19 protein-coding genes are annotated in these 20,161 nt (G+C 58.0%); 13 read left to right on the top strand and 6 right to left on the bottom strand.

Annotation, left to right across the window (positions count from 1 at the left end; translation table 11 throughout):
- Position 1: 1 nt before the first annotated feature.
- The 6 genes from CFBP5499_RS22740 to CFBP5499_RS22715 all read right to left on the bottom strand — a co-directional run bounded on the left by CFBP5499_RS22740 (position 2) and on the right by CFBP5499_RS22715 (position 5,730).
- A complete protein-coding gene (locus CFBP5499_RS22740; RefSeq protein WP_080828053.1) occupies positions 2-898 on the bottom strand; it encodes a branched-chain amino acid ABC transporter permease in 897 nt (298 codons plus the stop codon).
- On the bottom strand, positions 898-1,809 hold the full coding sequence (locus CFBP5499_RS22735) for an ABC transporter ATP-binding protein (protein WP_080828055.1): 912 nt from the start codon (positions 1,807-1,809) through the stop codon (positions 898-900). The genes CFBP5499_RS22740 and CFBP5499_RS22735 overlap by 1 nt, the downstream gene beginning before the upstream one ends.
- Positions 1,810-1,931: 122 nt before the next feature.
- Complete coding sequence (sfnG, locus tag CFBP5499_RS22730) at positions 1,932-3,041, bottom strand: dimethylsulfone monooxygenase SfnG (RefSeq protein ID WP_080828057.1); 1,110 nt, start codon at positions 3,039-3,041, stop codon at positions 1,932-1,934.
- Between the two features lie 31 nt (positions 3,042-3,072).
- Positions 3,073-3,645: an FMN reductase gene (gene msuE, locus CFBP5499_RS22725; protein ID WP_080828059.1), complete on the bottom strand. Its 573-nt coding sequence runs from the start codon at positions 3,643-3,645 to the stop codon at positions 3,073-3,075.
- A gap of 274 nt (positions 3,646-3,919) precedes the next feature.
- On the bottom strand, positions 3,920-4,945 hold the full coding sequence (locus CFBP5499_RS22720; RefSeq protein WP_080828061.1) for an SAM-dependent methyltransferase: 1,026 nt from the start codon (positions 4,943-4,945) through the stop codon (positions 3,920-3,922).
- Positions 4,942-5,730, bottom strand: coding sequence for a DUF1295 domain-containing protein (locus CFBP5499_RS22715; protein WP_080828063.1), 789 nt, complete (start codon positions 5,728-5,730; stop codon positions 4,942-4,944). Before CFBP5499_RS22715 ends, CFBP5499_RS22720 begins: the two co-directional genes overlap by 4 nt.
- A gap of 189 nt (positions 5,731-5,919) precedes the next feature.
- On the opposite strand from CFBP5499_RS22715, the gene CFBP5499_RS22710 reads away from it, so the two are divergent.
- The 13 genes from CFBP5499_RS22710 (at position 5,920) to CFBP5499_RS22645 (ending at position 20,131) form a co-directional block, all read left to right on the top strand.
- Positions 5,920-7,293 (top strand): NAD(P)/FAD-dependent oxidoreductase, encoded by a 1,374-nt coding sequence (locus tag CFBP5499_RS22710; protein WP_080828065.1) that lies wholly within the window; start codon positions 5,920-5,922, stop codon positions 7,291-7,293.
- Complete coding sequence (locus CFBP5499_RS22705; protein ID WP_080828067.1) at positions 7,290-8,108, top strand: DUF1365 domain-containing protein; 819 nt, start codon at positions 7,290-7,292, stop codon at positions 8,106-8,108. The genes CFBP5499_RS22710 and CFBP5499_RS22705 overlap by 4 nt, the downstream gene beginning before the upstream one ends.
- Complete coding sequence (locus CFBP5499_RS22700) at positions 8,095-9,327, top strand: SAM-dependent methyltransferase (RefSeq protein ID WP_080828069.1); 1,233 nt, start codon at positions 8,095-8,097, stop codon at positions 9,325-9,327. Before CFBP5499_RS22705 ends, CFBP5499_RS22700 begins: the two co-directional genes overlap by 14 nt.
- 28 nt (positions 9,328-9,355) lie before the next feature.
- Positions 9,356-9,733: a DUF2147 domain-containing protein gene (locus CFBP5499_RS22695; protein ID WP_080828071.1), complete on the top strand. Its 378-nt coding sequence runs from the start codon at positions 9,356-9,358 to the stop codon at positions 9,731-9,733.
- A gap of 40 nt (positions 9,734-9,773) precedes the next feature.
- Complete coding sequence (locus tag CFBP5499_RS22690; protein WP_080828073.1) at positions 9,774-10,205, top strand: DUF2177 family protein; 432 nt, start codon at positions 9,774-9,776, stop codon at positions 10,203-10,205.
- A 125-nt stretch (positions 10,206-10,330) separates the two neighbouring features.
- Positions 10,331-10,873: a sigma-70 family RNA polymerase sigma factor gene (locus CFBP5499_RS22685; protein ID WP_080828074.1), complete on the top strand. Its 543-nt coding sequence runs from the start codon at positions 10,331-10,333 to the stop codon at positions 10,871-10,873.
- The gene (locus CFBP5499_RS22680) at positions 10,870-11,580 is read left to right on the top strand and encodes an anti-sigma factor (RefSeq protein WP_080828076.1); all 711 of its coding nucleotides are present in this window, start codon (positions 10,870-10,872) and stop codon (positions 11,578-11,580) included. Before CFBP5499_RS22685 ends, CFBP5499_RS22680 begins: the two co-directional genes overlap by 4 nt.
- 371 nt (positions 11,581-11,951) lie before the next feature.
- Entirely contained in the window at positions 11,952-12,980 is a 1,029-nt protein-coding gene (locus CFBP5499_RS22675; RefSeq protein WP_080828078.1) for a ketopantoate reductase family protein, read from the top strand.
- A gap of 50 nt (positions 12,981-13,030) precedes the next feature.
- Positions 13,031-13,600 carry a TetR/AcrR family transcriptional regulator gene (locus CFBP5499_RS22670; protein WP_080828081.1) on the top strand — a complete coding sequence of 190 codons (570 nt, stop codon included), beginning with the start codon at positions 13,031-13,033 and terminating at the stop codon, positions 13,598-13,600.
- Positions 13,601-13,612: 12 nt separating this feature from the next.
- Positions 13,613-14,215, top strand: coding sequence for a 2-hydroxychromene-2-carboxylate isomerase (locus tag CFBP5499_RS22665; RefSeq protein ID WP_080828083.1), 603 nt, complete (start codon positions 13,613-13,615; stop codon positions 14,213-14,215).
- Between the two features lie 105 nt (positions 14,216-14,320).
- Positions 14,321-15,697: an FAD-binding oxidoreductase gene (locus CFBP5499_RS22660; RefSeq protein ID WP_080830121.1), complete on the top strand. Its 1,377-nt coding sequence runs from the start codon at positions 14,321-14,323 to the stop codon at positions 15,695-15,697.
- 37 nt (positions 15,698-15,734) lie between these two features.
- Positions 15,735-18,140: a molybdopterin guanine dinucleotide-containing S/N-oxide reductase gene (locus tag CFBP5499_RS22655; RefSeq protein WP_080828085.1), complete on the top strand. Its 2,406-nt coding sequence runs from the start codon at positions 15,735-15,737 to the stop codon at positions 18,138-18,140.
- A 335-nt stretch (positions 18,141-18,475) separates the two neighbouring features.
- A complete protein-coding gene (locus tag CFBP5499_RS22645; RefSeq protein ID WP_080828087.1) occupies positions 18,476-20,131 on the top strand; it encodes an ABC transporter substrate-binding protein in 1,656 nt (551 codons plus the stop codon).
- Positions 20,132-20,161: the final 30 nt, after the last annotated feature.

Raw genomic sequence — 20,161 nt, 5'->3', positions numbered from 1 at the left:
ATCAGACCCTTTCCACAAGCTTCTGCCCGAACAGGCCGGACGGGCGGATGAGCAGGAAGGCAAGTGCTACGACATAGGCGATCCAGCTCTCGATGCCGCCGCCGAAATATTCGCCGATATAGACTTCCGCGAGTTTCTCCGTCGCACCGATCAAAAGACCGCCGACGATCGCTCCCAGAATGGAATCGAAACCGCCAAGGACGAGGACGGGCAGCGCTTTGAGCACGACCAGCGACAGTGAGAACTGCACGCCGAGCCGCGCGCCCCACAGCAGACCGGCAACCAGCGCCACGACACCGGCGGCCGCCCAGACGGTTGCCCAGATCCAGGGCAGTTTGAGCCCAACCGCAAGGGCGGCGAATTGATCATCCGCTACGGCGCGAAATGCCAGCCCAATCCGGGTGTAGCGGAAGAAAGCTGACAGCGCCGCTACCATCAGACCGGCAACAGCGGCCGCAAACAGATCGAACTGGCTGATGAACACGCCGCCGATATCGAAGGGAACATCCTCGATCCCCAGCTCCAGACCGTGGACCTGCGTGCCCCAGAGGAGCTGTGCTGCCCCTTCGATGATATAGGAGAGCCCAAGCGTCGCCATGAAAAGGGTGATCGGCGGCTTGTTGGTCAATGGCCGCAGCACCGTGCGCTCGATGACGAGACCAATCAGCACCATAACGGCGAATGTGAGGACGAGTGCGAGCGCGAAGGGAACGTTGCGTTCAAGCAGGCTGACAAAGGTCAGCGCGGCAAACAGCAACATCGCACCTTGAGCGAAGTTGAGAACGCCCGAGGTCTTGTAGATCAGCACGAAACCGATGGCGACGAGCGAATACATAACGCCCGAAAGCAAGCCGCCAACCAGCACTTCGATCAAAAACAGCCAGTCGAAATCTGCCATCAGATGCCCTCCCCGTCCTCGTTTTCCTCGATGACGCCGAGATAGGCGTCGATAACGCGCTGGTCGGCACGAATTTCGTCCGGGCTGCCATCGGCAATCTTGCGGCCGTAATCGAGGACTGCGATCCGGTCGGAAAGCTGCATGACCACGCCGATATCGTGCTCGATCAGGATCACCGTCGTCTCATACTGATCGCGGGCAGACCGAATGAAGTCCGCCATGTCGTTCTTTTCGGCGGCCGTCATTCCCGCCATGGGCTCGTCCAGAAGCAGAATCTTCGGCTCGGCTACCAGGGCCCGGGCAAGTTCGACACGTTTTTGCAGCCCATAGGGAAGCGTGCCCACGAGACGATGGCTGACCTGATCCAGATGCAGGAACTCAAGGATACAGGCCGCCCGCTCGCGCGCATCCGCTTCTTCGCGGCGTGCGCGGCCAAGGCCAAATATCTGCCCGACAAAGCTGGAGCGCACCGTATAGGCTCGGCCGGCAACGACATTATCGATGACGCTCAGGCCCTTAAACAAGGCGAGGTTCTGGAACGTGCGCGCGACGCCAAGCGATGCCAGCCGTTCCGTCGGCACATGCCGGAAGGAACTGGAACCAATATGAACATGGCCATGGCTTGAGCGATAGACACCGCTGATAACGTTGATCAGCGAACTCTTGCCGGCGCCATTTGGCCCGATAATCGCCCTGATCTCCCCCGGCTCCACGGAAAGATCCACATCAACCAGAGCATTAACCCCACCAAATGACAGGCTGACGCCATGCAAAGCGAGAGCATGGGATTTTTCGCCATGCTGCCGGGTGCCGCCGGTCTTGCCCGATGGCAACGCGTGGACGAGCTGGTCGCCGTTGTCCCGCAGCGTGCCGGGAACAGGCACGTCAAGGGAATAGATCGCGGCAGGCATTTGGTGTCCTCCATCGGTTGGGGTGCGGCTTGAACATGGCATGCCAATCCCGTTGGCGCGGACCAATCGGCCCGCGCCCCCATCCCGTTACATGCGCAAGATATTCTGGTGTTAAAGTGAGCCTATTCGGCTGCCACCGATTGCGTGCTCCCGGCCTCTTCAAGCTCGCGAACCAGCGGGATCACATGCTTGCCAAAATACTCGACCTCCTCCTGGAAATGCAGGAAGCCAAGCAGGATGAGGTCGGCACCGGCGCGCTTCAGATCGACGACGCGCTCGGCCACCTGTCGCGGCGTCCCAATCAGGTTGGAGCGGAAGCCGTCATTGTACTGCACCAGATCCTCGAAACTGGACTTCGCCCAGTTCCCCTCACCTTCCGGGGAAGACTTGCCGGCGTTCTTCACCTCATGGCCGAAGGCATTGACCGCTTCGGGATTAGCCTTCTCGATGATCTCGGCGAGCACGGTTCTCGCCTCTTCCTCGGTCTCGCGCACAATGGCGAAGGCATTTACGCCGACCTTGACTGAGTGGTTGTTTTCTTTCGCCTTGGCCCGGATATCGTTAACCTGCTTGCGGATCTCCTCCGGCGTATTGCCATTGGTGAAGTACCAGTCGGAGACGCGTGCCGCCATGTCGCGAGCCGCGCGCGAGGAACCGCCCTGGAAGATTTCCGGCTGCGGATCGATGGGCTTCGGTTTCAGCGAGTAATTGTTGAAGCGATAGAAATCACCGCGGAAGGTGAAATTGTCCTCAGTCCAGATACCGCGAAGCGCACGGATGAACTCCTCCGAGCGGCGATAGCGCTCGTCATGATCGAGCCAATGCTCGCCGATGGCGGAAAATTCGCCACGGAACCAGCCGCTGACGATATTGACTGCGACGCGACCGTTGGTCAGGTGATTGATGGTCGCAATCTGCTTGGCGGCAAGTGCCGGGTTCCATGGGCCAGGCAGGATCGCGGCTATCACCTTCAACGTCGTCGTGGATTCGAGAAGAGCATGGCTGAACGAAACGGACTCGTGCTGAAATTCCGCCCCGTAACCTGCCGTGAAGCGGATCTGGCTCAGGGCATAGTCGAAACCACTGGCTTCAGCGATCTGGGCAAGCTTTCTGTTGTATTCGATCGTCCAGCTTGTGCGCTGTTCGATGTTCGAAATCACGAGGCCGCCCGAAACATTCGGCACCCAATAGGCAAATTTGACTGGATCGTTCGAAGCGTCGGAAAAAGTCATGTAAGGCTCCCTTTGAATTTCGTTCTATAAGTTAAGCCGCCAAGCCACCGTGCGTCCCCGCAGGGGTCACCGTCGAATTGGCTAGCGGTGTGATGGCCGCGAGCTCCTCGATGGCGCGATCGACACGTTCGAGGACCTCAGGATTTGTGAGTTCGTAATCGGTAAAGTCGGCCTCGAGCGCGTAGATTGCGGTCGGGACGGTCAGCGCATTGAAGAAACCGAAGAGCGGGCGCAATTGGTGCTCAAGCATCAGGCCATGCAGCGGCGTGCCACCCGTTGCGATCAGAATGACGCGCTTGCCGGCAAGCGCCCGGTAGTCAACGAGATCAAAAAGATGTTTCAGCGCGCCGCTATAGGATGCGCGATAGACCGGCGATCCGACGACGATGACATCTGCATCTTCCACCGTGGCAATGATTGCCTTGCCTTCGGTATCGAGCTGATCCGCACGAAGCGCGCGAAAGAGCACGGGTGCCGCGTCAACAAGCTCGATGGACTGCACCTGCCCGCCAATCCGTTGCCGCAGGCGATCGGCCGCGATGCCGACCAGCGACGCAGTCCTGGACGGTTTTTTTACATTGCCACTCAACGCTATGATTTTCATGATTACGACTGCCCAATTAATACTTTTACTCTATAAATTTAATAGATTTTTGACAGGCGAAAATGTTCTAATCTTATGGGCAAATTGGACAGAATTACCGCAGACTTCGGCATATAACCGGACGAAATTTCTCAAACGCAACGTGTCAAACATCACAGACGGGTGACTGTAATGCCTCCGGAGCACAGGGGAACATCGATATTCGAGCACGGAGAACCGCCATTTCATTAAAAGCCCTTGCGGACTTCGTGGAGCGGCGCATCGCTGGTCGAAACTAAATCCCCTTCAAAAGATAGTGCCCGACACCCCAAACTTCACCATCCTGATGACCGAAAAGCCCGGCGGTCGCGAGGAAGAAAAGCCGCCAGCGGCGCTCCCACAGTCGCGCGTCGCTCCCATAGACGCGCTTGAGGATCGGTCGGATATGGTCAATTTCCCGGTCGAAATTTGTCAGCCAATCAAGGGCCGTCCGTCGGTAATGTAGGCCCGACCATCGCCAGTCCTGTTCCACCGTGAAAATTCTCCCAAAACGGTGGGGCAGATCGAAGGCAGGCATGATACCACCGGTGAAGAAGTGCTGCGCGATCCAGTCTGCCGGATTATTGTGGTCAAAACGGTAGGAGCGGTCACGATGATTGAAGACGTGCATGAAGAACCTGCCTTCCGGCTTCAGCCAGGAATGAACCCGCTCGAATAGCGTCTGCCAGTTCGACATGTGCTCGAACATCTCCACCGACACGACACGATCGAAACGATTGCCGGTCGTGAAATCATTCATGTCGGCGGTCACCACCGAAAGGTTGGAGAAGCCGCGCTCTCGGGCGCAGCCGACTATGTAGTCACGCTGCGATGCTGAATTCGAAACGGATGTGATGCGCGCATTGGGAAAACGTCCTGCCATATAAAGGGAAAGCGAGCCCCAACCGCAGCCGAGTTCAAGGATGTCCATGCCATCAACCAGTCCGGCATGGGCCACGGTCTCGGAAAGGGCCGCGGTCTCGGCTTCGTCGAGCGTCGTTGTGGCATCGGGATAATAACAGCAGGAATATTTGCGCTGCGCTCCGAGAACCAGCGAGAAGAACTCCGCTGGGACTTCGTAATGTTGTCTGTTCGCCTCGGCGGTATGGCTGGCGACGGGAAACGTCGCCATATCCTTTGCAAAGGCCAATTCGGCATCATCGGGAATTTTTGCAAGCCGCCGTTTCGTTCGTGCGCAGAGCATATCTATACCGGCGAGTGTGACCGCGTCATTGAGCGGTGCGCGTTCTGCGGCATTGATGGCGAAGGCGAGCATGTTCATGGCGTTTCCTCGTTCTTGCGCGGCCCCGGAAAGAAGGCATTGACGCGGCGTTGCAGGGCGCGGAATTTCTCCCCGCGCGATTTCAGCATGTGCTCTTCAAGCGGCGGAATGCCGGAGACGTGGACGAGCAGCCAGTACATCATGATGGGTGCGGCGAGCGACACCCAGGACAGGAGCTGCTCCTGAATGGCGAGCAGCGGAAAACTGCACCAGAAAAGCCATTCGAAGAAATAATTGGGATGGCGGGAATAACGCCAAAGGCCGGTTTCACAAACGCCGGTTTTGGCTTCCGATGTTTTCCGGAATTTTGAAAGCTGGGCATCCGAGAGCGCTTCACCGGCCAGTGCAGCAAAAGCGACCACCGTGGCGAAAACATCGACGATACGCGGAAAATCCTGACTGTTACTGGCAGCGAGATAAACCGCGAGAACGAGCACGAAAGCAGCAATGGCCTGTATCTGGAGGAAAATGAAAAGCCTGAGAGAGGCGGCGCTGCCCCATTGCTCGATGAGCTTTGCATAACGGGGATCTTCTCCGCCGCCTCGCGTGCGCATGCCGATGTGACTGGCAAGCCGCAAGGACCAGACGACGACAAGGAAAAATACGGCCGCGCGACGCCAGCCGTCTCCTTCCGCGAATAAAACGGCCACAACGCCGCCAAGCCCGACACTCGCCGACCAAACGGTGTCGATCCAGCCGCTCGAATCGGTTGCTCTCTGCAACGCCCACGCGCCTGCCATCAGAAGCGACATGAGAATGGCAAGCGTCAGGATCACAGACAACATCACTACTTCGCTCACCGTTTGAACAGATTGAGGCCGGGTTTCGTGATGGCAAATACGACCCAACCGGCAAAAGAGTTTCAGGTTTCGGAAAAGATTCCAAAAAAACACCAGCGGCTGAAACTTATCCGACCCCTACCTCGTATCTGCGCTGTTCCAAGGCAAGTTTCTGTAATGCGATAGCGAGGATAGATGACCGACACGGAAGCGAGACAAAAAGACAACCGGCGCCGCATCGCAATTGTGGGAACGGGAATTTCCGGCCTGTCGGCAGCGTGGCTTTTGTCGAAACGGCACGATGTCACAGTCTTCGAGGCGGCTGACCGCATCGGCGGCCACAGCAACACCGTTGCATTTAATACGGATAAAGGACCGGTTCATGTCGATACCGGGTTCATCGTCTATAACGAGTTGACCTATCCCAATCTCACCGCGCTTTTTCGAACGCTTGACGTGCCGACCGCAGCCTCCAACATGTCTTTTGCCGTTTCCCTTGACGATGGCGGTTTTGAATATTCCGGCGGAACCGGCCTTGGCCTGCTGGCACAGAAGAGAAATGTTCTCAGACCACGTTTCTGGGCGATGCTGGCCGACCTCCTTCGTTTTTACCGCAATGCCCCCCGCGACCTGCATTTGATGGGCGATATATCGCTCGACGAATATCTCACGCACAACCGGTATGGATCGGCGTTCCGCGACGACCATCTTTACCCCATGGCGGCGGCCATATGGTCCACGCCGGCGATGGAGGTCGGCCGTTATCCGGCAGCGCATTTCATCAAATTCTGCCGCAATCACGGCCTGCTGTTGCTTCGCAATCGGCCGGTCTGGCGCACCGTTGTCGGTGGCTCGCGTGAATATGTAAAACGCATCACGGCGCCATTTGCCGACCGCATTCGCCTCTCTACGCCGGTGATGCGCATCCACCGTCTGCCGGGCGGTGTCGAAATCACCACCGCAGACGAAAAATCCGCTCGCTTCGATGACGTCGTGATCGCAACCCATGCCGATCAGGCTCTGGACATGATGGCGGACGCCTCGCGAGCGGAACGGCGCATTCTCGGCGCATTTAGCTATACGAAAAACCGCGCCGTGCTTCACACGGACAGCAGTTTCATGCCGCGTCGCCGCGCCGCCTGGTCAAGCTGGAACTATGTGGCCGACACGCGCATTGGAGCGGGTCAGCCGAGCATCACCTACTGGATGAACAGGCTTCAGCCGCTGGGCGAAACCCAGGACACTTTCGTAACGCTGAATCCGGTCCGGGAACCGGATCAAAGAAAAATCATTGCCGAGGAAACCTACCACCACCCCGTTTTCGACGCCGGCACCGAACAGATGCGTCAGGAATTATGGGCCTTGCAGGGGCTTAGAAATACCTGGTTCTGCGGCGCTTATTTCGGATCGGGTTTTCACGAGGATGGGCTTCAGGCCGGCCTTGCCGTCGCCGAAGATTTAGGCGGGGTGACACGGCCATGGAAAGTTGCCGACGATAGCGGCCGGATCATTCGTCTGGATTTGGAAACCATTGCGACCGGCGCGGAACTCATGGAGGCGACAGCGTGACGCTTCCCCTCACCTCAGCGCTTTTTCCGGGCCATGTAACCCACGCCCGCTTCAAGCCGAAAACCCATAAACTGGCCTACCGGATTTATTCGCTGCTTCTCGATCTCGATGAGCTTGAGATGCTCGATCGGAAATTGCGGTTTTTCTCCGTGGACCGGTTCAACCTCTTTTCATTTCATCGCAGGGACCGAGGCGACGGCAGCGCGATTGGCTTGCGCCGGCAGATAGAGACGGCGATGGCGGCGGCGGGTATCGCCGTGGATGGAGGGCCTATTCGCCTTCTCACCATGCCGCGCCTGCTCGGCTGGGCTTTCAACCCTCTCAGCGTGTTTTTCTGCTATGGGCGCGACATGTCGCTGAACGCCATCCTCTGGGAGGTGGATAACACCTTCGGGCAACGGCATTCCTATCTGATCCCGGTGGAGGCCGGCAAAGAGACCGAGATCATCCAGCGTTGCGACAAGGCCTTCTATGTCTCGCCCTTCATGGACATGGACCTCCGTTATGTTTTCCGCGTCGTCCCCCCGGGTGACAGGCTGAAGATCATCATCGAAACTTTCGACGATGACGGGCTCGTCCTGACCGCCCGTCACCTTGCGCGGCGAGTCGAACTGACCGATCGCGCGCTGCTCAAAGCCTTCGTCACCATCCCGTTCCTGACGCTCAAGGTGGTTTTCGGCATTCACTGGGAAGCCCTTAAAATCTGGCTGAAAGGCGTGCGGCTCAAAAAACGTCCGTTGCCGCCCGCCGAGCCTGTCTCCTTCGTTCATCCTTCATCGTCGCAAATCGAGGCCAGAATTCATGACCCCGTTTGAAAACCTCTCTGAATTACCGACGCAGAGCACACGCCTCCACGGCCGTGCCGGAATAGGCATATGGCTCATCAATCGGCTGCTGAACAATATCGAGTACGGCCGGCTGCGCGTAACCCTTCCCGGCGGCGCAACCTTCGAAAAATCGGGAGGTTCCGAAGGCAGCGAGGCCATTCTCGTGCTGCATAACTGGCGCGCAATCCGGAGGCTGCTTGTCAACGGCGATATCGGCTTTGCGGAAGGCTTCATCGAAAATGACTGGTCTACGCCTGATCTGACGGCGCTCATCCGTTTCGCCGCTCAGAATCAAGATGCGTTTGCAAGGTCTATGCGAGGCAGCCTGCCAATGCGCCTGATCAATCGGATAGCACATGCTCTGAACGCCAATACCAAACGCGGCAGCCGCCGTAATATCGAGGCGCATTACGATCTCGGCAACGAATTTTACCGGCAATGGCTCGATCCCTCGATGCTCTATTCCTCGGCGATTTTCGACGATACCACCCCCACCCTCGAGGCCGCGCAACGGAAGAAACTCGAGCGTATTGCCGAGAAGCTGCAATTAACCGGCAACGACACCGTGCTGGAAATCGGCTGTGGCTGGGGTGCGCTCGCCATCCACCTCGCCACGCAGCAGAATGCCAACGTGACCGGCATCACCCTTTCCCCCTCCCAGTTGCGCTGGGCAGAAAATGCGGCGGAGAAAGAAACCACGGCTGGCCGGATCGATCTTCGGCTGCAGGATTACCGAGACGTGCAGGGTCAATTCGACAATATCGTCTCGGTGGAAATGTTTGAAGCGGTCGGCGAAGCCTATTGGCCAAGCTATTTCGAAACGCTGAAACGCTGCCTGAAACCCGGCGGCCGTGCGGTCCTGCAAATCATTTCCATTGAAGAAAGCCGCTTCGATACCTATCGGCGCAAGGCTGACTTCATTCAGAAATACGTCTTCCCGGGCGGTTTCCTGCCCTCCGATTCAGCGCTTGAAAAAGCCGTCGGACAAGCGGGCCTGAAACTCACTGACACGGAGCTTTTCGGCCAGTCCTATGCGCTCACACTGGCGGAATGGCGCCAGCGCTTCCATGCCCGGTGGCAAACGATTTCCCTGCTTGGCTTCGATGAACGCTTCCGGCGGCTCTGGGATTATTACCTCTGCTACTGCGAAGCGGGTTTTGCCGAGGGAACCATAAATGTCGGTCTGTACACGATAGAACACGGATGAGGTGGGGGCGAACAAGCGGAGAAAGACGATGAAAATCAGGAGATTGGCAATTGTATACGGCGTCTTCCCAATGCTGGTTGGCTTCAGTGCGGAAGCAGCCGAGATCGACGGCAACTGGGTGCGCGGCGACGGCAAGGCGAAAGTGCTGATCGCGCCCTGTGGCGAGAAAATATGTGCCACGAACACATGGATCAAACCCGGCACCCCGAAAGAGAAGACCGGCGACCGCCTGATCATGGACATCACGCAGAGCGAGGCGGGCAGCTATTCCGGCACTGCCTTCGACCCGCAGCGGGACAAATCCTACAAGATAACAGTGACGGTCGCGGGCAATAACATGACCACGAAAGGCTGCATCGTCGCCGGCCTCCTGTGCAAGGGCATAAGCTGGACCCGGATCGACTAGCGCTCGCCGCCTTCTCAAGGCCTCATAAAGGACAACACCGATGAAGACCTATCTTGTCGCTTATTTCTTCACCCTTATCGCATTTCTGGTGATCGATTTCATCTGGCTGAGCACCATGGCGTCGCGTCTTTATCGGCCGGCCATCGGCGATCTTCTGGCGGAAAATTTCCGTCTTGCTCCAGCAATCGTCTTTTATCTCATCTACGCCGCCGGCCTCACTTTTCTCGCCGTGCGCCCGGCTCTGATTTCGGGCGAATGGACCACAGCTTTGCTCTATGGCGCCGCGGTGGGCTTCATGGCCTATGCCACCTATGACCTGACCAATCAGGCCACGCTGAAAAGCTGGTCCACTACCCTCACTATTGCCGATCTTCTGTGGGGAACCTTCGTCTCCGCGGCAGCGGCCATCATCGGTTATCTCGTCACGGTACGCCTCATCGGCCCACTTGAAAACTCGGCGGGCCTGTCATGACAATTGTCATAACCTGCGGCTTGCGCCCGACGCCCAAAGGGAGTGTCTGCAGCGAACGCCCCAAGCATCTCTTGTCTTCCCCCGAAAGACGACCCTATAAAGGAAGGACAGCAAGGAAGGTTCGAATGCAGGGCACAGAGATCGCAACGCTTATCAACCGCGTCGGCATGGGTGATCGTTCAGCATTCGTCTCGCTTTACCAGGCAACAAGCCCGAAGCTTTTTGCGATCTGCCTGAAAATACTGCGGGACAGAACGGAAGCCGAAGAGGCGTTGCAGGAAATCTATATCAAAGTCTGGCAGCGCGCCCGCACATTTGCCGTAAGTGCCGGCAAACCGGCGACATGGCTTGCCACCATCGCCCGCAACCACGCAATAGACACCATCCGTGCGCGTAAACCCGCAGGCGACGACATTGACGAAGCTTATGATCTCGCCGACGAGAGCCTTCGTGATCCCGAGCAGCAGGTCGTTTTGGCAGATGAAGGCCGCAGGATCGATGACTGCATGCGGGAACTTGAGACTGTGCATGCACAGGCAGTACGCCGTGCCTATGTCGAGGGTTTGAGCTATCTTGAACTCGCCGATGAATTGCGCGTGCCGCTGAACACGGTCAGAACCTGGCTGCGGCGCAGTCTTCTCAAACTCAGAGAGTGCATGCAGCGATGACAACGGGCGACCAGAGCGGCGGAATGCACTCGCGCGATGAAATCCTCGCCGGCGAATATGTGCTGGGCGTTCTGCCGCTTGAAAAGCGCCGTGAGGTGGAACAGCGCATCCGGGACGACAAGGTCTTTGCACAACTGGTGCAGCGCTGGGAAGCGGAGTTTTCCGACTTCAACACCGATTATCAGGAACAGGCACCGAGTGCGACTGTCCTCGCCCGCATCGAAGAGCGCCTTTTCGGCAGCAGGGCGGTCAATACAAATGGCAGCCTGTGGAACTCCGCGTCTTTCTGGCGCTGGATATCGGTGGCCACCAGCGCAACCGCCGTCGCTGCCGTCGTCTATGCTGCGTTTCCCGAACAACAGCAGGGCGCCAAGCCGTTGGTGGCCGAACTTGCGACAACCGACAGCCAGGTCAATCTTCTCGCATCCTACGATGCAGAATCGGGCCGGATGCACATCGTGCCCGTCGCAACCGGCAAGACGGACGAAAAATCATTGGAATTGTGGCTCGTCATGGATGGCGGCAAGACCCGCTCGCTTGGCGTTTTCCAGCCCGGCACGAACGGCGACCTCATCATTCCCGCCGACATGCGCGGCAACATAACCGAAGGCACGACCTTCGCAATCAGCGTGGAACCCTTTGGAGGCTCGCCGACCGGCCAGGCAACCGGCCCCGTTATCGCTGTCGGCACTGCGCGGTCACTATGATTTCGCTTACCTGACACGGATAAGAACGCTGTCGGAAGCATGCGAATTCGCATGGATCAATGATACTGACAGCAGCTGAGATCGTTGTCTGCGTCGGAGCATCGAAGGCCTTGCGGTCTTAACACGAAGACCGGCTGGCGGCGCGATCTCTCCCGAAATCGCTGATTTCGGGAACTGATTTTCTACAAAATTAGTAGATATAGAATGACCGGTCTTCCTTTCCACCGCTCGCAGGCTTTACGATCCGTTCCAGAATGCTTTTGACACGCGTCTACCACCGTCGCCAATTGTCGCCAGCACAGACCGCCGAACCAATGAACAGCCGAAGCCCTCCGGAAAATCCAGGGCGTGAAAAAGACGAGACACGACAGATGCCACGTTACGTTATTATCGGCGCCGGTGCGGTGGGCGCGAGCCTTGCAGCACAGTTCGCACTTTCCGGCATTGATTATGCGCTTTTCGGACGGGGTGCGCAGATCAGCCATATCAGGCAACATGGCCTTACCTTTCAGCGCCCCACGGAGACTCGCCAGATCGATCTTAGGGTTTTCGACCTGGCGGACCTTCCGGAATTGACGCTGGATGATATCCTCCTGGTGACGGTGAAAGCTCAGGATGCCGTCAGTGCGCTTGCCTTCTGGTCCTGGCAGAGCGTCTCGAACGCGACGACACCGGCAGCGGCAAACCTTCCTATCGTGACCTTTCAAAATGGACTGGCGACCGAAGCAAATGCGCTGAGAACATTTGCGAGGGTCTATAGTGCAAGCATCCTGACCCCGGCCCGGTTCACGGAAACCGGCAAGGTGGTGGTTGGCGGCGAGCCGCAGCTGGGCATCGTGACAGTGGGACGTTTTCCGCGCGGACAGGACGACGTGACCACGCAGATCACGGCAGACCTGAACAGGGCCGGATATCTGGCCGAGGCGAGCGACGATATCCGCCGCTGGAAAGCAGCAAAGCTTCTTCACAACGTTCGCAACGTCCTGGAACTTTTCGACGGTCCAGCCGATCTGAACGACAGGATCAGCGCGGCTCTGGTGGATGAGGCCCGCCATGTGCTGGAGGCAGCGGGTTACACTCTTGCCTCGCCCTCCGAGCGAACCGTCGATATCTCGAACTGGCGCGTTGCGCCGAACAGCGGCATTCAACCGGGCCAGCAATCAACATGGCAGAGCTTCAAACGCGGAGCTTCGAGCGAGGTGGATTTCCTCAACGGGGAGATCGTTTTGCTGGGCCGGCTTCACGGTATTCCGACGCCTTATAACGAAGCCGTTCAAACACTTGCTGGAAAACTGGCGTATCAGGGCGGGTTTTCAAAGCCGCTGCCGCTCGATGCGATCACTTCTCTCATCGTCGCTCCGGATAGTGCGGCACATCCCAGTGCTGTCGCTCCTTTATGACGACAATCCGTAGCGGTGCAATTTATGAAACGACAGTGTGAAGCGATACAATGAGAGAAGCCATATCAGACCATATCCTTACCGCCGCCGGCACGCTCTTCTATCGCGAAGGCATCCGGGCTGTCGGCATAGATCGGATCATCGAAGAAGCGAATGTTGCGAAGGCGACGCTCTATCGACATTTTCCGTCCAAAGATCACCTCGTTGCGGCCTATCTGGAGGCGCGGCACGAGCGGGTCATCTATTCGCTTCAGAAAGTGCTGGATGCGGATATGGCTCCGAAAGAGCAGATCCGACTGATCTTCGATCAACTCCACGAAAAGGCCGACAGCCCGGATTTTCGCGGCTGTGCCTTCGCTCTTGCGGTTGCGGAACATGGCGAGTCCGAGCGTGTGGTATCCGTTGCACGTACCCATAAGGCCAAGGTCAGAGACGTGTTTGCGGCTGTCCTGGCAAAAGCCGGTAGCACTGCGCAGATCGCCGCCGCCCATCTTTCACTTCTCTACGAAGGGGCACTGGCAACCGTCGCCGTCGGGCGGGATCCTAAAGCTGTCCTGATTGCGCGTGACTGCGCTCTCTCCGTCTTCGAAACGGCCGCGTCCACCAATCAATCCAACTGAAAGCAGCACACAATGACAAAGACGATCGATTATTTTTTCAGCATTGGTTCTCCCTGGGCCTTTATCGGTCTTGAACCGTTTGCTGCGCTGGCGAAAGAACAGGGTGCCACGATCCGCCCGCATGTCATTCCGCTGATCGAAGAAAACGGTGGCATTTATTCGCGAAACCGGCCGGAGGCCAGACGGGCCTACTGGATCAGAGATCTGAAGCGCTGGGCGGCCTTGCGTGGAAAAGTGCTCAATTTCGACAATCGCGCAGCCCTCTCCGATCCCTCACCGGCCGGCCTGATGGTTGCGGCAGCGATCGAGGCGGGTGAGGACTGGCTCACGCTGGCAATTGCGCTTCAGGAGGCTTTCTGGGTTGGCGGTAAAGACATCGGCAATGCGGATGTCCGGCGGGCGATTGCGACTGCCACAGGCTTTGATGCTGCGGCACTCGATGAACATGGCCAAAGCGATGCGGTCGCGGCGTTGCAGAAGGCCAGCTTCGAAGCCGCCAGAACAGCCGGTGTGTTCGGCGTGCCGACCTATCGCTATCAGGATGAACTCTACTGGGGACAGGACAGCCTTCCGTTCCTTGAGCGTCATCTCAGGGATGAAAAGCTCGCCGCCTGATATCGTCGCCAGATGGCGGGCGACGGTTTCGCGGTCCTGCCGCGGCGCTTCGTCCTTAATAAGCCTGTCGTAGTTTTCTGCCGCAAGGCTCCCATGGAATCTCTTATGCCTGATCTGTCCGCTCCTCTCATCCAATCCCTCCGGGACCTCCTCGGGGAGCGTCTTTCGACGGCGCTTGCACTGCGCGAGCAGCATGGGCGCGGCGAAGCGCATCATGCAGCTGCGTTTCCCGACGCGGTCGCCTTCGCTGAAACCACGTCTGAAGTATCCGAGATCGTGCGGCTATGCGCGGCCGAGGGCGTGCCCGTCATCGCATTCGGCGCCGGCACTTCGCTTGAGGGCCATTTGACGGCTGTCAATGGCGGGGTTTCGATCGACCTTTCGCGCATGTCGAAGATAGCCCGTATCAGCAGTGAAGACCTGGATTGCACGGTTGAGGCTGGCGTAACGCGGGAGCAACTGAATACCCACCTGCGAGACATGGGATTGTTCTTTCCCATCGATCCCGGCGCAAACGCCTCCATTGGCGGCATGGCTGCAACCCGCGCTTCCGGCACCAATGCCGTCCGCTATGGAACGATGCGGGAAAACGTGCTCGGGTTGACCGTGGTACTGCCGACCGGCCAGATCATCAGGACCGGCGGTCGCGCCAGAAAATCTTCCGCCGGATATGACCTGACACGGTTATTTGTAGGCTCGGAAGGCACTCTCGGGATCATCACCGAAGTAACGCTTCGCCTCTATGGAATACCGGAAACCATCTCGGCAGCACTCTGCTCTTTCGAGAGCGTCGAACAGGCGGTGGCGGCAGCCATTCAGGTCGTGCAGCTGGGCATCCCGGTCGCCCGCATGGAGCTTATGGACCGTGGCTTGATCAGGGCCGTCAACGCCTATTCCGGGCTGGACCTGAAGATCGAGGACACATTGGCTTTTGAGTTTCATGGCTCGCCCGCCGGTGTTCAGGAGCAGGTCGACATGGTATCCGCCATCGTGGAGGACCATGGCGGCAAGGATTTCGAGTGGGCGAATGCGCCCGAAGACCGTAATCGCCTGTGGAAAGCCCGACACAACGCTTTTTATGCCGTCGTATCCCAGAGGCCAAACGCCAAAGGATGGTCATCGGATGTCTGTGTTCCGGTCTCGCAGCTCAGCAACTGCATATTGAAGACCCGCGAGCTTTTGAAGGATTGCAGCGTCCCGGCGGCTATCCTCGGCCATGTCGGCGACGGCAATTATCACGTCGTCTTCGCGGTGGATCCCGGTAATGCGGAAGAACTCGGCGAAGTAGCAGCCATCAACAAAAAGATGGTACAACATGCCCTCTCAGTCGGCGGCACTTCAACCGGCGAACATGGCGTGGGCACCGGCAAGATCGCTTATCTGCGTGAAGAACATGGCGACGCGGTTGATCTGATGGCGCTCATCAAACATGCGGTCGATCCCGCCGGCATCATGAATCCGGGAAAAATCCTGCCGAAATAGAATTGCCATTCTGCAATCCTGACCGTGAGGCCATGCGATGAATTCCTTCAAGACTCACAGTTCTCACTGGGGCGCGTTCTCCGGTCGGTTTACAAATGGGCGACTGGAGATAGAGCCGCACCCCGGTGACCCGCACCCGTCACCGCTTCTGGGCAATCTTCCCGCAGTTGCCCATAGCCCGGCTCGCGTCCGCCGGCCTGCCATCCGGCGTGGCTGGCTAGAGCGTGAAACGGACCATGCACAGCGACGCGGCGCTGATGACTACGTCGAGGTCAGTTGGGCCGAAGCGACGAAGCTGGTCGCGGATGAGCTTGGGCGGGTCTATGACATTCATGGCCCGAGCGCGGTATTCGGCGGCTCCTATGGCTGGTCAAGTGCCGGCCGGTTTCATCACGCACAAAGCCAGATACACCGCTTTTTGAATGTCCTTGGCGGATATGTCCGGTCCGTCAATACTTACAGTTCCGGCGCGGCCATGGTCATAATTCCCCATGTGCTTGGACCATATGACAGCTTCGACCGCAAAAGCGTGACCTGGGATGCGATCGAGCGCAGCACCGAGCTGGTGCTTGCCTTCGGTGGGATGCCGATCAAGAATGCCGATGTCCACGGTGGAGGGATCAGCACCCATACCGTGCGACAGAAACTGGGCGGCGCCAAAGCCCGTGGTGCACATTTCACATTCATCAGCCCGCTGGCAGACGATTTTCCGGGTGATCTGAATGCCGAATGGCTTTCCATAACTCCCGGCACGGACGTGGCGATGATGCTGGGACTTGCCCATGTTCTTGTCACCGAAGGACTGCACGACCGGGGGTTTCTGAAGCGTTACACGGTTGGATATGACAGGTTCGAGACTTATCTTCTTGGCAAGGAGGACAGTCAGCATAAAAGCCCGGAATGGGCGGCTGCAATCTGCAACATCGCCCCGGAGGCGATCCGAAAGCTGGCGCGGAAGATGGCCAGCTCCAGAACCCTGATCACGGTCAGCCACTCACTCCAGCGCGCCGATTATGGCGAACAGCCGGTGTGGATGGGCATTGTCCTTGCCGCCATGCTCGGCCAGATCGGACTGGATGGCGGCGGATTTTCCTATTCCCTCGGCGCGCTGGGCAATATCGGCAAGAGCCTTCTCGCTGTTCCCCTGCCAACGCTGCAGCAGTTCAAAAATCCCGTGCCGGACTATATTCCCTGCGCGCGCATCGCCGATATGCTGCTCAATCCCGGTGCCGAGTTTCATTACAACGGGGACGCGCTTCGCTATCCCGATATACGACTTGTCTATTGGGCGGGTGGCAATCCGTTTCACCACCATCAGGATATCAACCGGTTGCGGACCGCTTTCCGGCGTCCCGAAACGATCATCGTCCACGAATCGGCATGGACCTCGACCGCGCGACATGCCGATATCGTGCTGCCCGCCACGACCACCCTTGAGCGTGACGACATCGGCGCAGCCGATCGCGATCCCCTGATGATCGCCATGAAGCGCCTGATCGCTCCCATTGGTGAGGCGCGCGATGATTATGAGATATTCGCCGGGATTGCGCAGGAACTTGGCAGATTCGACGCCTTTACCGAAAACCGCAGCAGCAGAGAATGGCTCGCCTTCCTGTACGAGACGACCCGTCAGGCGCTTGCAGCGGGCGGCCACGACGCGCCCGACTTTGAAAGCTTCTGGGAACGGGGGGAGCTGCATCTTCCGGTTAAACCCGATGAAGGTGGCCCGGCGCGTACTTTCCTTCAGGACCCCGAGACTAAACCACTGCCGACCCCCTCAGGAAAGATCGAGGTCTTTTCTGAAACTGTCGAGGGCTTCGGTTATGAGGACTGCAAAGGCCATCCGCGCTGGTATCCGCCAAGAGCGGAGATGTCGGATGATGCACGCCTCCATCCCCTTTATCTCGTCTGCAATCAGCCGTATCAACGTCTGCACAGCCAGCTGGATTTTGGTGACTTCAGCCGTTCGACCAAGATCAAGGATCGGGAACCTGTTCGTATCCACCCCGCCGACGCTGCGGCCCGTGGAATATCCCAGGGCGACGTCGTCAGGCTTTTTAATGCGCACGGCAGCTGCCTCGCTGGTGCCATTCTCAGCGAAGACGTCATGCCGGGCGTGATGCAGCTTGCCACCGGCGCATGGTTCGAGCCAATTGATCCCGCTGCGGACAATGCCATCTGCATCCATGGCAACCCCAATATCCTGACCCGCGACATCGGCACTTCGAAACTGGCGCAAGGTTCGACCGGCCAGATCGCCAAGGTGGAGATTGAGCTTTTCACCGGCGATTTGCCGCCGGTCAGGGTTTTCGAAGCCATGACCTTTGTGCCGCGTGACCCAGCATCTTCGGCACTGGGCCATCACCGATCACCAGAGCGGGACAGCAATTTAACTGCGTCTGAAACACCAATCCAAACTGCCGGCAAAATGGCGATAAAATAATTCACTAAATCCATAGAAAAAGAATAACCAGTCTTTCTCCCTCGCGCCCGGCTGCTACTTTATGGGCAAGATAAACACCGCAACGAAGGGGCCGCGACATGACTGAAATATGTAGAAGCGGGCGCGCTCCTCAGCCAGGCGAGCTGCCAGGAGCCGCTCGCTAACCCTCGCGACGCCCAACCCGGTCACTCAAGGAAATCAAGCATTCTTCCGCTCGGCTGAAAGGCCGGTGCGGCAACGGTTTGACGTGCTTTTTGCCGACGGCAGCAGCATGTCCGTTCGGAAGGAATGCCGAAATTGCAACGAAAAAACTTTGAATTTTTCAGGATCATACCATGACAAAACGTTCTTTCTCATTCTCCCTTTCGCGCCGCCGGCTGCTTTTTACGGCCTCTCTGGCAGTCTCCGCCTCGCTGTTTTTATCAACAGCGGCGCCTCTGACCGCAGTGGCGGCCGACACGCCACGCGATGGCGGTGACATCACATTTCTGATCGATTCACTGGGCGATACGTGGATCCCCAACAACAGCGCCATCTCCAGTTTCCAGGGTCACATCTGGGGTCACGTTGCGGACAAGCTGCTCTATGTCGATGCGGAAGGTAAGGTCAGCCCATGGATTGCCGAGAAGTGGGAGCAGAACGATACCGCGACTGAATTCACCCTCCATCTGAAAAGCGGTGTGACCTTCTCCGACGGCGAACCGCTGGATGCGAAGGCCGTCGTTGCCAATCTCAACATCTGGTATGCCGGCCGCAAGAACGAGGGAATTAACCCGATCGGCCTCTTCCCCAAGACCTATGATCGCGCAGAAGCGGTCGATGCCACTACCGTGAAGGTCTACTTCAAGAAGCCGACGCTCGGCTTTATCCCGACACTTGGATATCACGGATCGATCCTGATCTCGCCCAAGACCCTTGCCCAGCCGGCCAGCGAGCAGGCAGACCTTGGCAAGACGTCTGGAAGCGGTCCCTATGTCGTTGAGTCCTGGAAGGAAGGCGACCATGTAACCCTCGTCAAGCGTAAGGACTACAACTGGGGCCCGGCGGCTGTCGGCCACACCGGCCCCGCCTATCTCGACACCATCACCTACAAGCTGGTGACGGAACCATCCCTCCGCGTCGCTTCCGTTCAGTCCGGTCAGGCGGACGTCGCCTACAACGCCTCGCCCCAGGAACTGAAATCGCTCAAGGATGAAGGTTTCACCGTCGCGACCCCGCGTTATCTCGGCTTCGTCAACGGCTGGGCGGTCAACACCAAGCTTCAACCCTATGATGACGTGAAGGTGCGTCAGGCGCTCCAGGCGGGCATCAATCGCCAGGAAATCATCGACACCGTCTATACGCAGGACTGGAAGCTTGCGACGTCGTTCATCCAGAGCAACGTCCCGGGTGCGACGGACCACAGCGATCTCCTCGCCTACCACCCGGACAAGTCAGAGAAGCTTCTGGACGAAGCCGGATGGGTCAAGGGCGCAGACGGAATTCGGGTAAAAGACGGCAAGCCGCTGGAATTGACGATCCATTCCAATCCTTACCTGGCAACTTCGAAATCCGTCGACGAGCTGATTGCCCAGCAGCTTGGCAAGCTCGGATGGAAGGTCAATATCAGGACTTATGATGTCGTGACCTACGGCGAGAAGGTCAAATTCGGCGGCGCCGCAGTTCCCACATATGAAGTCACACGCAGCTTCATCGACGCCGGCACGGTCGCCAGCATCCTGACCAACGCCAATAACGGCGAAAACTGGTTTGCGCTGGATGATCGCGACGCCAAGCTGAACGACTTGCGCGACAAAATCGCTGGCGCAGGTTCCGTCGAAGAACGGAAGCCTCTGCTGGACGGCCTGCAAAAATATCTGCTGGAACAGGGCTACTTCATACCGCGCACGCAAATCGTTCAGCGCATTTACGTGCAGTCGCCGAAGCTGAGAGGCGAGGTCTATAACGGCGTCGCTTACGCCAGCTATTACACAGCGTTCATTGCCGAATGACGCCAGCACCCACCGAGTAATGTCAAGGAG

This window comes from Agrobacterium tumefaciens (assembly GCF_005221325.1).
Lineage (GTDB): Bacteria > Pseudomonadota > Alphaproteobacteria > Rhizobiales > Rhizobiaceae > Agrobacterium.
Note: the sequence above shows the minus strand (reverse complement) of the source record. Positions and strands in the feature narration are given on the sequence as shown.

What these genes read in the sequence shown, in the direction of transcription:
- CFBP5499_RS22740 (WP_080828053.1), bottom strand. Translation starts at nt 898, where the DNA reads ATGGCAGATTTCGACTGGCTGTTTTTGATCGAAGTGCTGGTTGGCGGC.
- CFBP5499_RS22735 (WP_080828055.1), bottom strand. Translation starts at nt 1,809, where the DNA reads ATGCCTGCCGCGATCTATTCCCTTGACGTGCCTGTTCCCGGCACGCTG.
- sfnG (WP_080828057.1), bottom strand. Translation starts at nt 3,041, where the DNA reads ATGACTTTTTCCGACGCTTCGAACGATCCAGTCAAATTTGCCTATTGG.
- msuE (WP_080828059.1), bottom strand. Translation starts at nt 3,645, where the DNA reads ATGAAAATCATAGCGTTGAGTGGCAATGTAAAAAAACCGTCCAGGACT.
- CFBP5499_RS22720 (WP_080828061.1), bottom strand. Translation starts at nt 4,945, where the DNA reads ATGAACATGCTCGCCTTCGCCATCAATGCCGCAGAACGCGCACCGCTC.
- CFBP5499_RS22715 (WP_080828063.1), bottom strand. Translation starts at nt 5,730, where the DNA reads ATGTTGTCTGTGATCCTGACGCTTGCCATTCTCATGTCGCTTCTGATG.
- CFBP5499_RS22710 (WP_080828065.1), top strand. Translation starts at nt 5,920, where the DNA reads ATGACCGACACGGAAGCGAGACAAAAAGACAACCGGCGCCGCATCGCA.
- CFBP5499_RS22700 (WP_080828069.1), top strand. Translation starts at nt 8,095, where the DNA reads ATGACCCCGTTTGAAAACCTCTCTGAATTACCGACGCAGAGCACACGC.
- CFBP5499_RS22695 (WP_080828071.1), top strand. Translation starts at nt 9,356, where the DNA reads ATGAAAATCAGGAGATTGGCAATTGTATACGGCGTCTTCCCAATGCTG.
- CFBP5499_RS22690 (WP_080828073.1), top strand. Translation starts at nt 9,774, where the DNA reads ATGAAGACCTATCTTGTCGCTTATTTCTTCACCCTTATCGCATTTCTG.
- CFBP5499_RS22685 (WP_080828074.1), top strand. Translation starts at nt 10,331, where the DNA reads ATGCAGGGCACAGAGATCGCAACGCTTATCAACCGCGTCGGCATGGGT.
- CFBP5499_RS22680 (WP_080828076.1), top strand. Translation starts at nt 10,870, where the DNA reads ATGACAACGGGCGACCAGAGCGGCGGAATGCACTCGCGCGATGAAATC.
- CFBP5499_RS22675 (WP_080828078.1), top strand. Translation starts at nt 11,952, where the DNA reads ATGCCACGTTACGTTATTATCGGCGCCGGTGCGGTGGGCGCGAGCCTT.
- CFBP5499_RS22670 (WP_080828081.1), top strand. Translation starts at nt 13,031, where the DNA reads ATGAGAGAAGCCATATCAGACCATATCCTTACCGCCGCCGGCACGCTC.
- CFBP5499_RS22665 (WP_080828083.1), top strand. Translation starts at nt 13,613, where the DNA reads ATGACAAAGACGATCGATTATTTTTTCAGCATTGGTTCTCCCTGGGCC.
- CFBP5499_RS22660 (WP_080830121.1), top strand. Translation starts at nt 14,321, where the DNA reads ATGCCTGATCTGTCCGCTCCTCTCATCCAATCCCTCCGGGACCTCCTC.
- CFBP5499_RS22655 (WP_080828085.1), top strand. Translation starts at nt 15,735, where the DNA reads ATGAATTCCTTCAAGACTCACAGTTCTCACTGGGGCGCGTTCTCCGGT.
- CFBP5499_RS22645 (WP_080828087.1), top strand. Translation starts at nt 18,476, where the DNA reads ATGACAAAACGTTCTTTCTCATTCTCCCTTTCGCGCCGCCGGCTGCTT.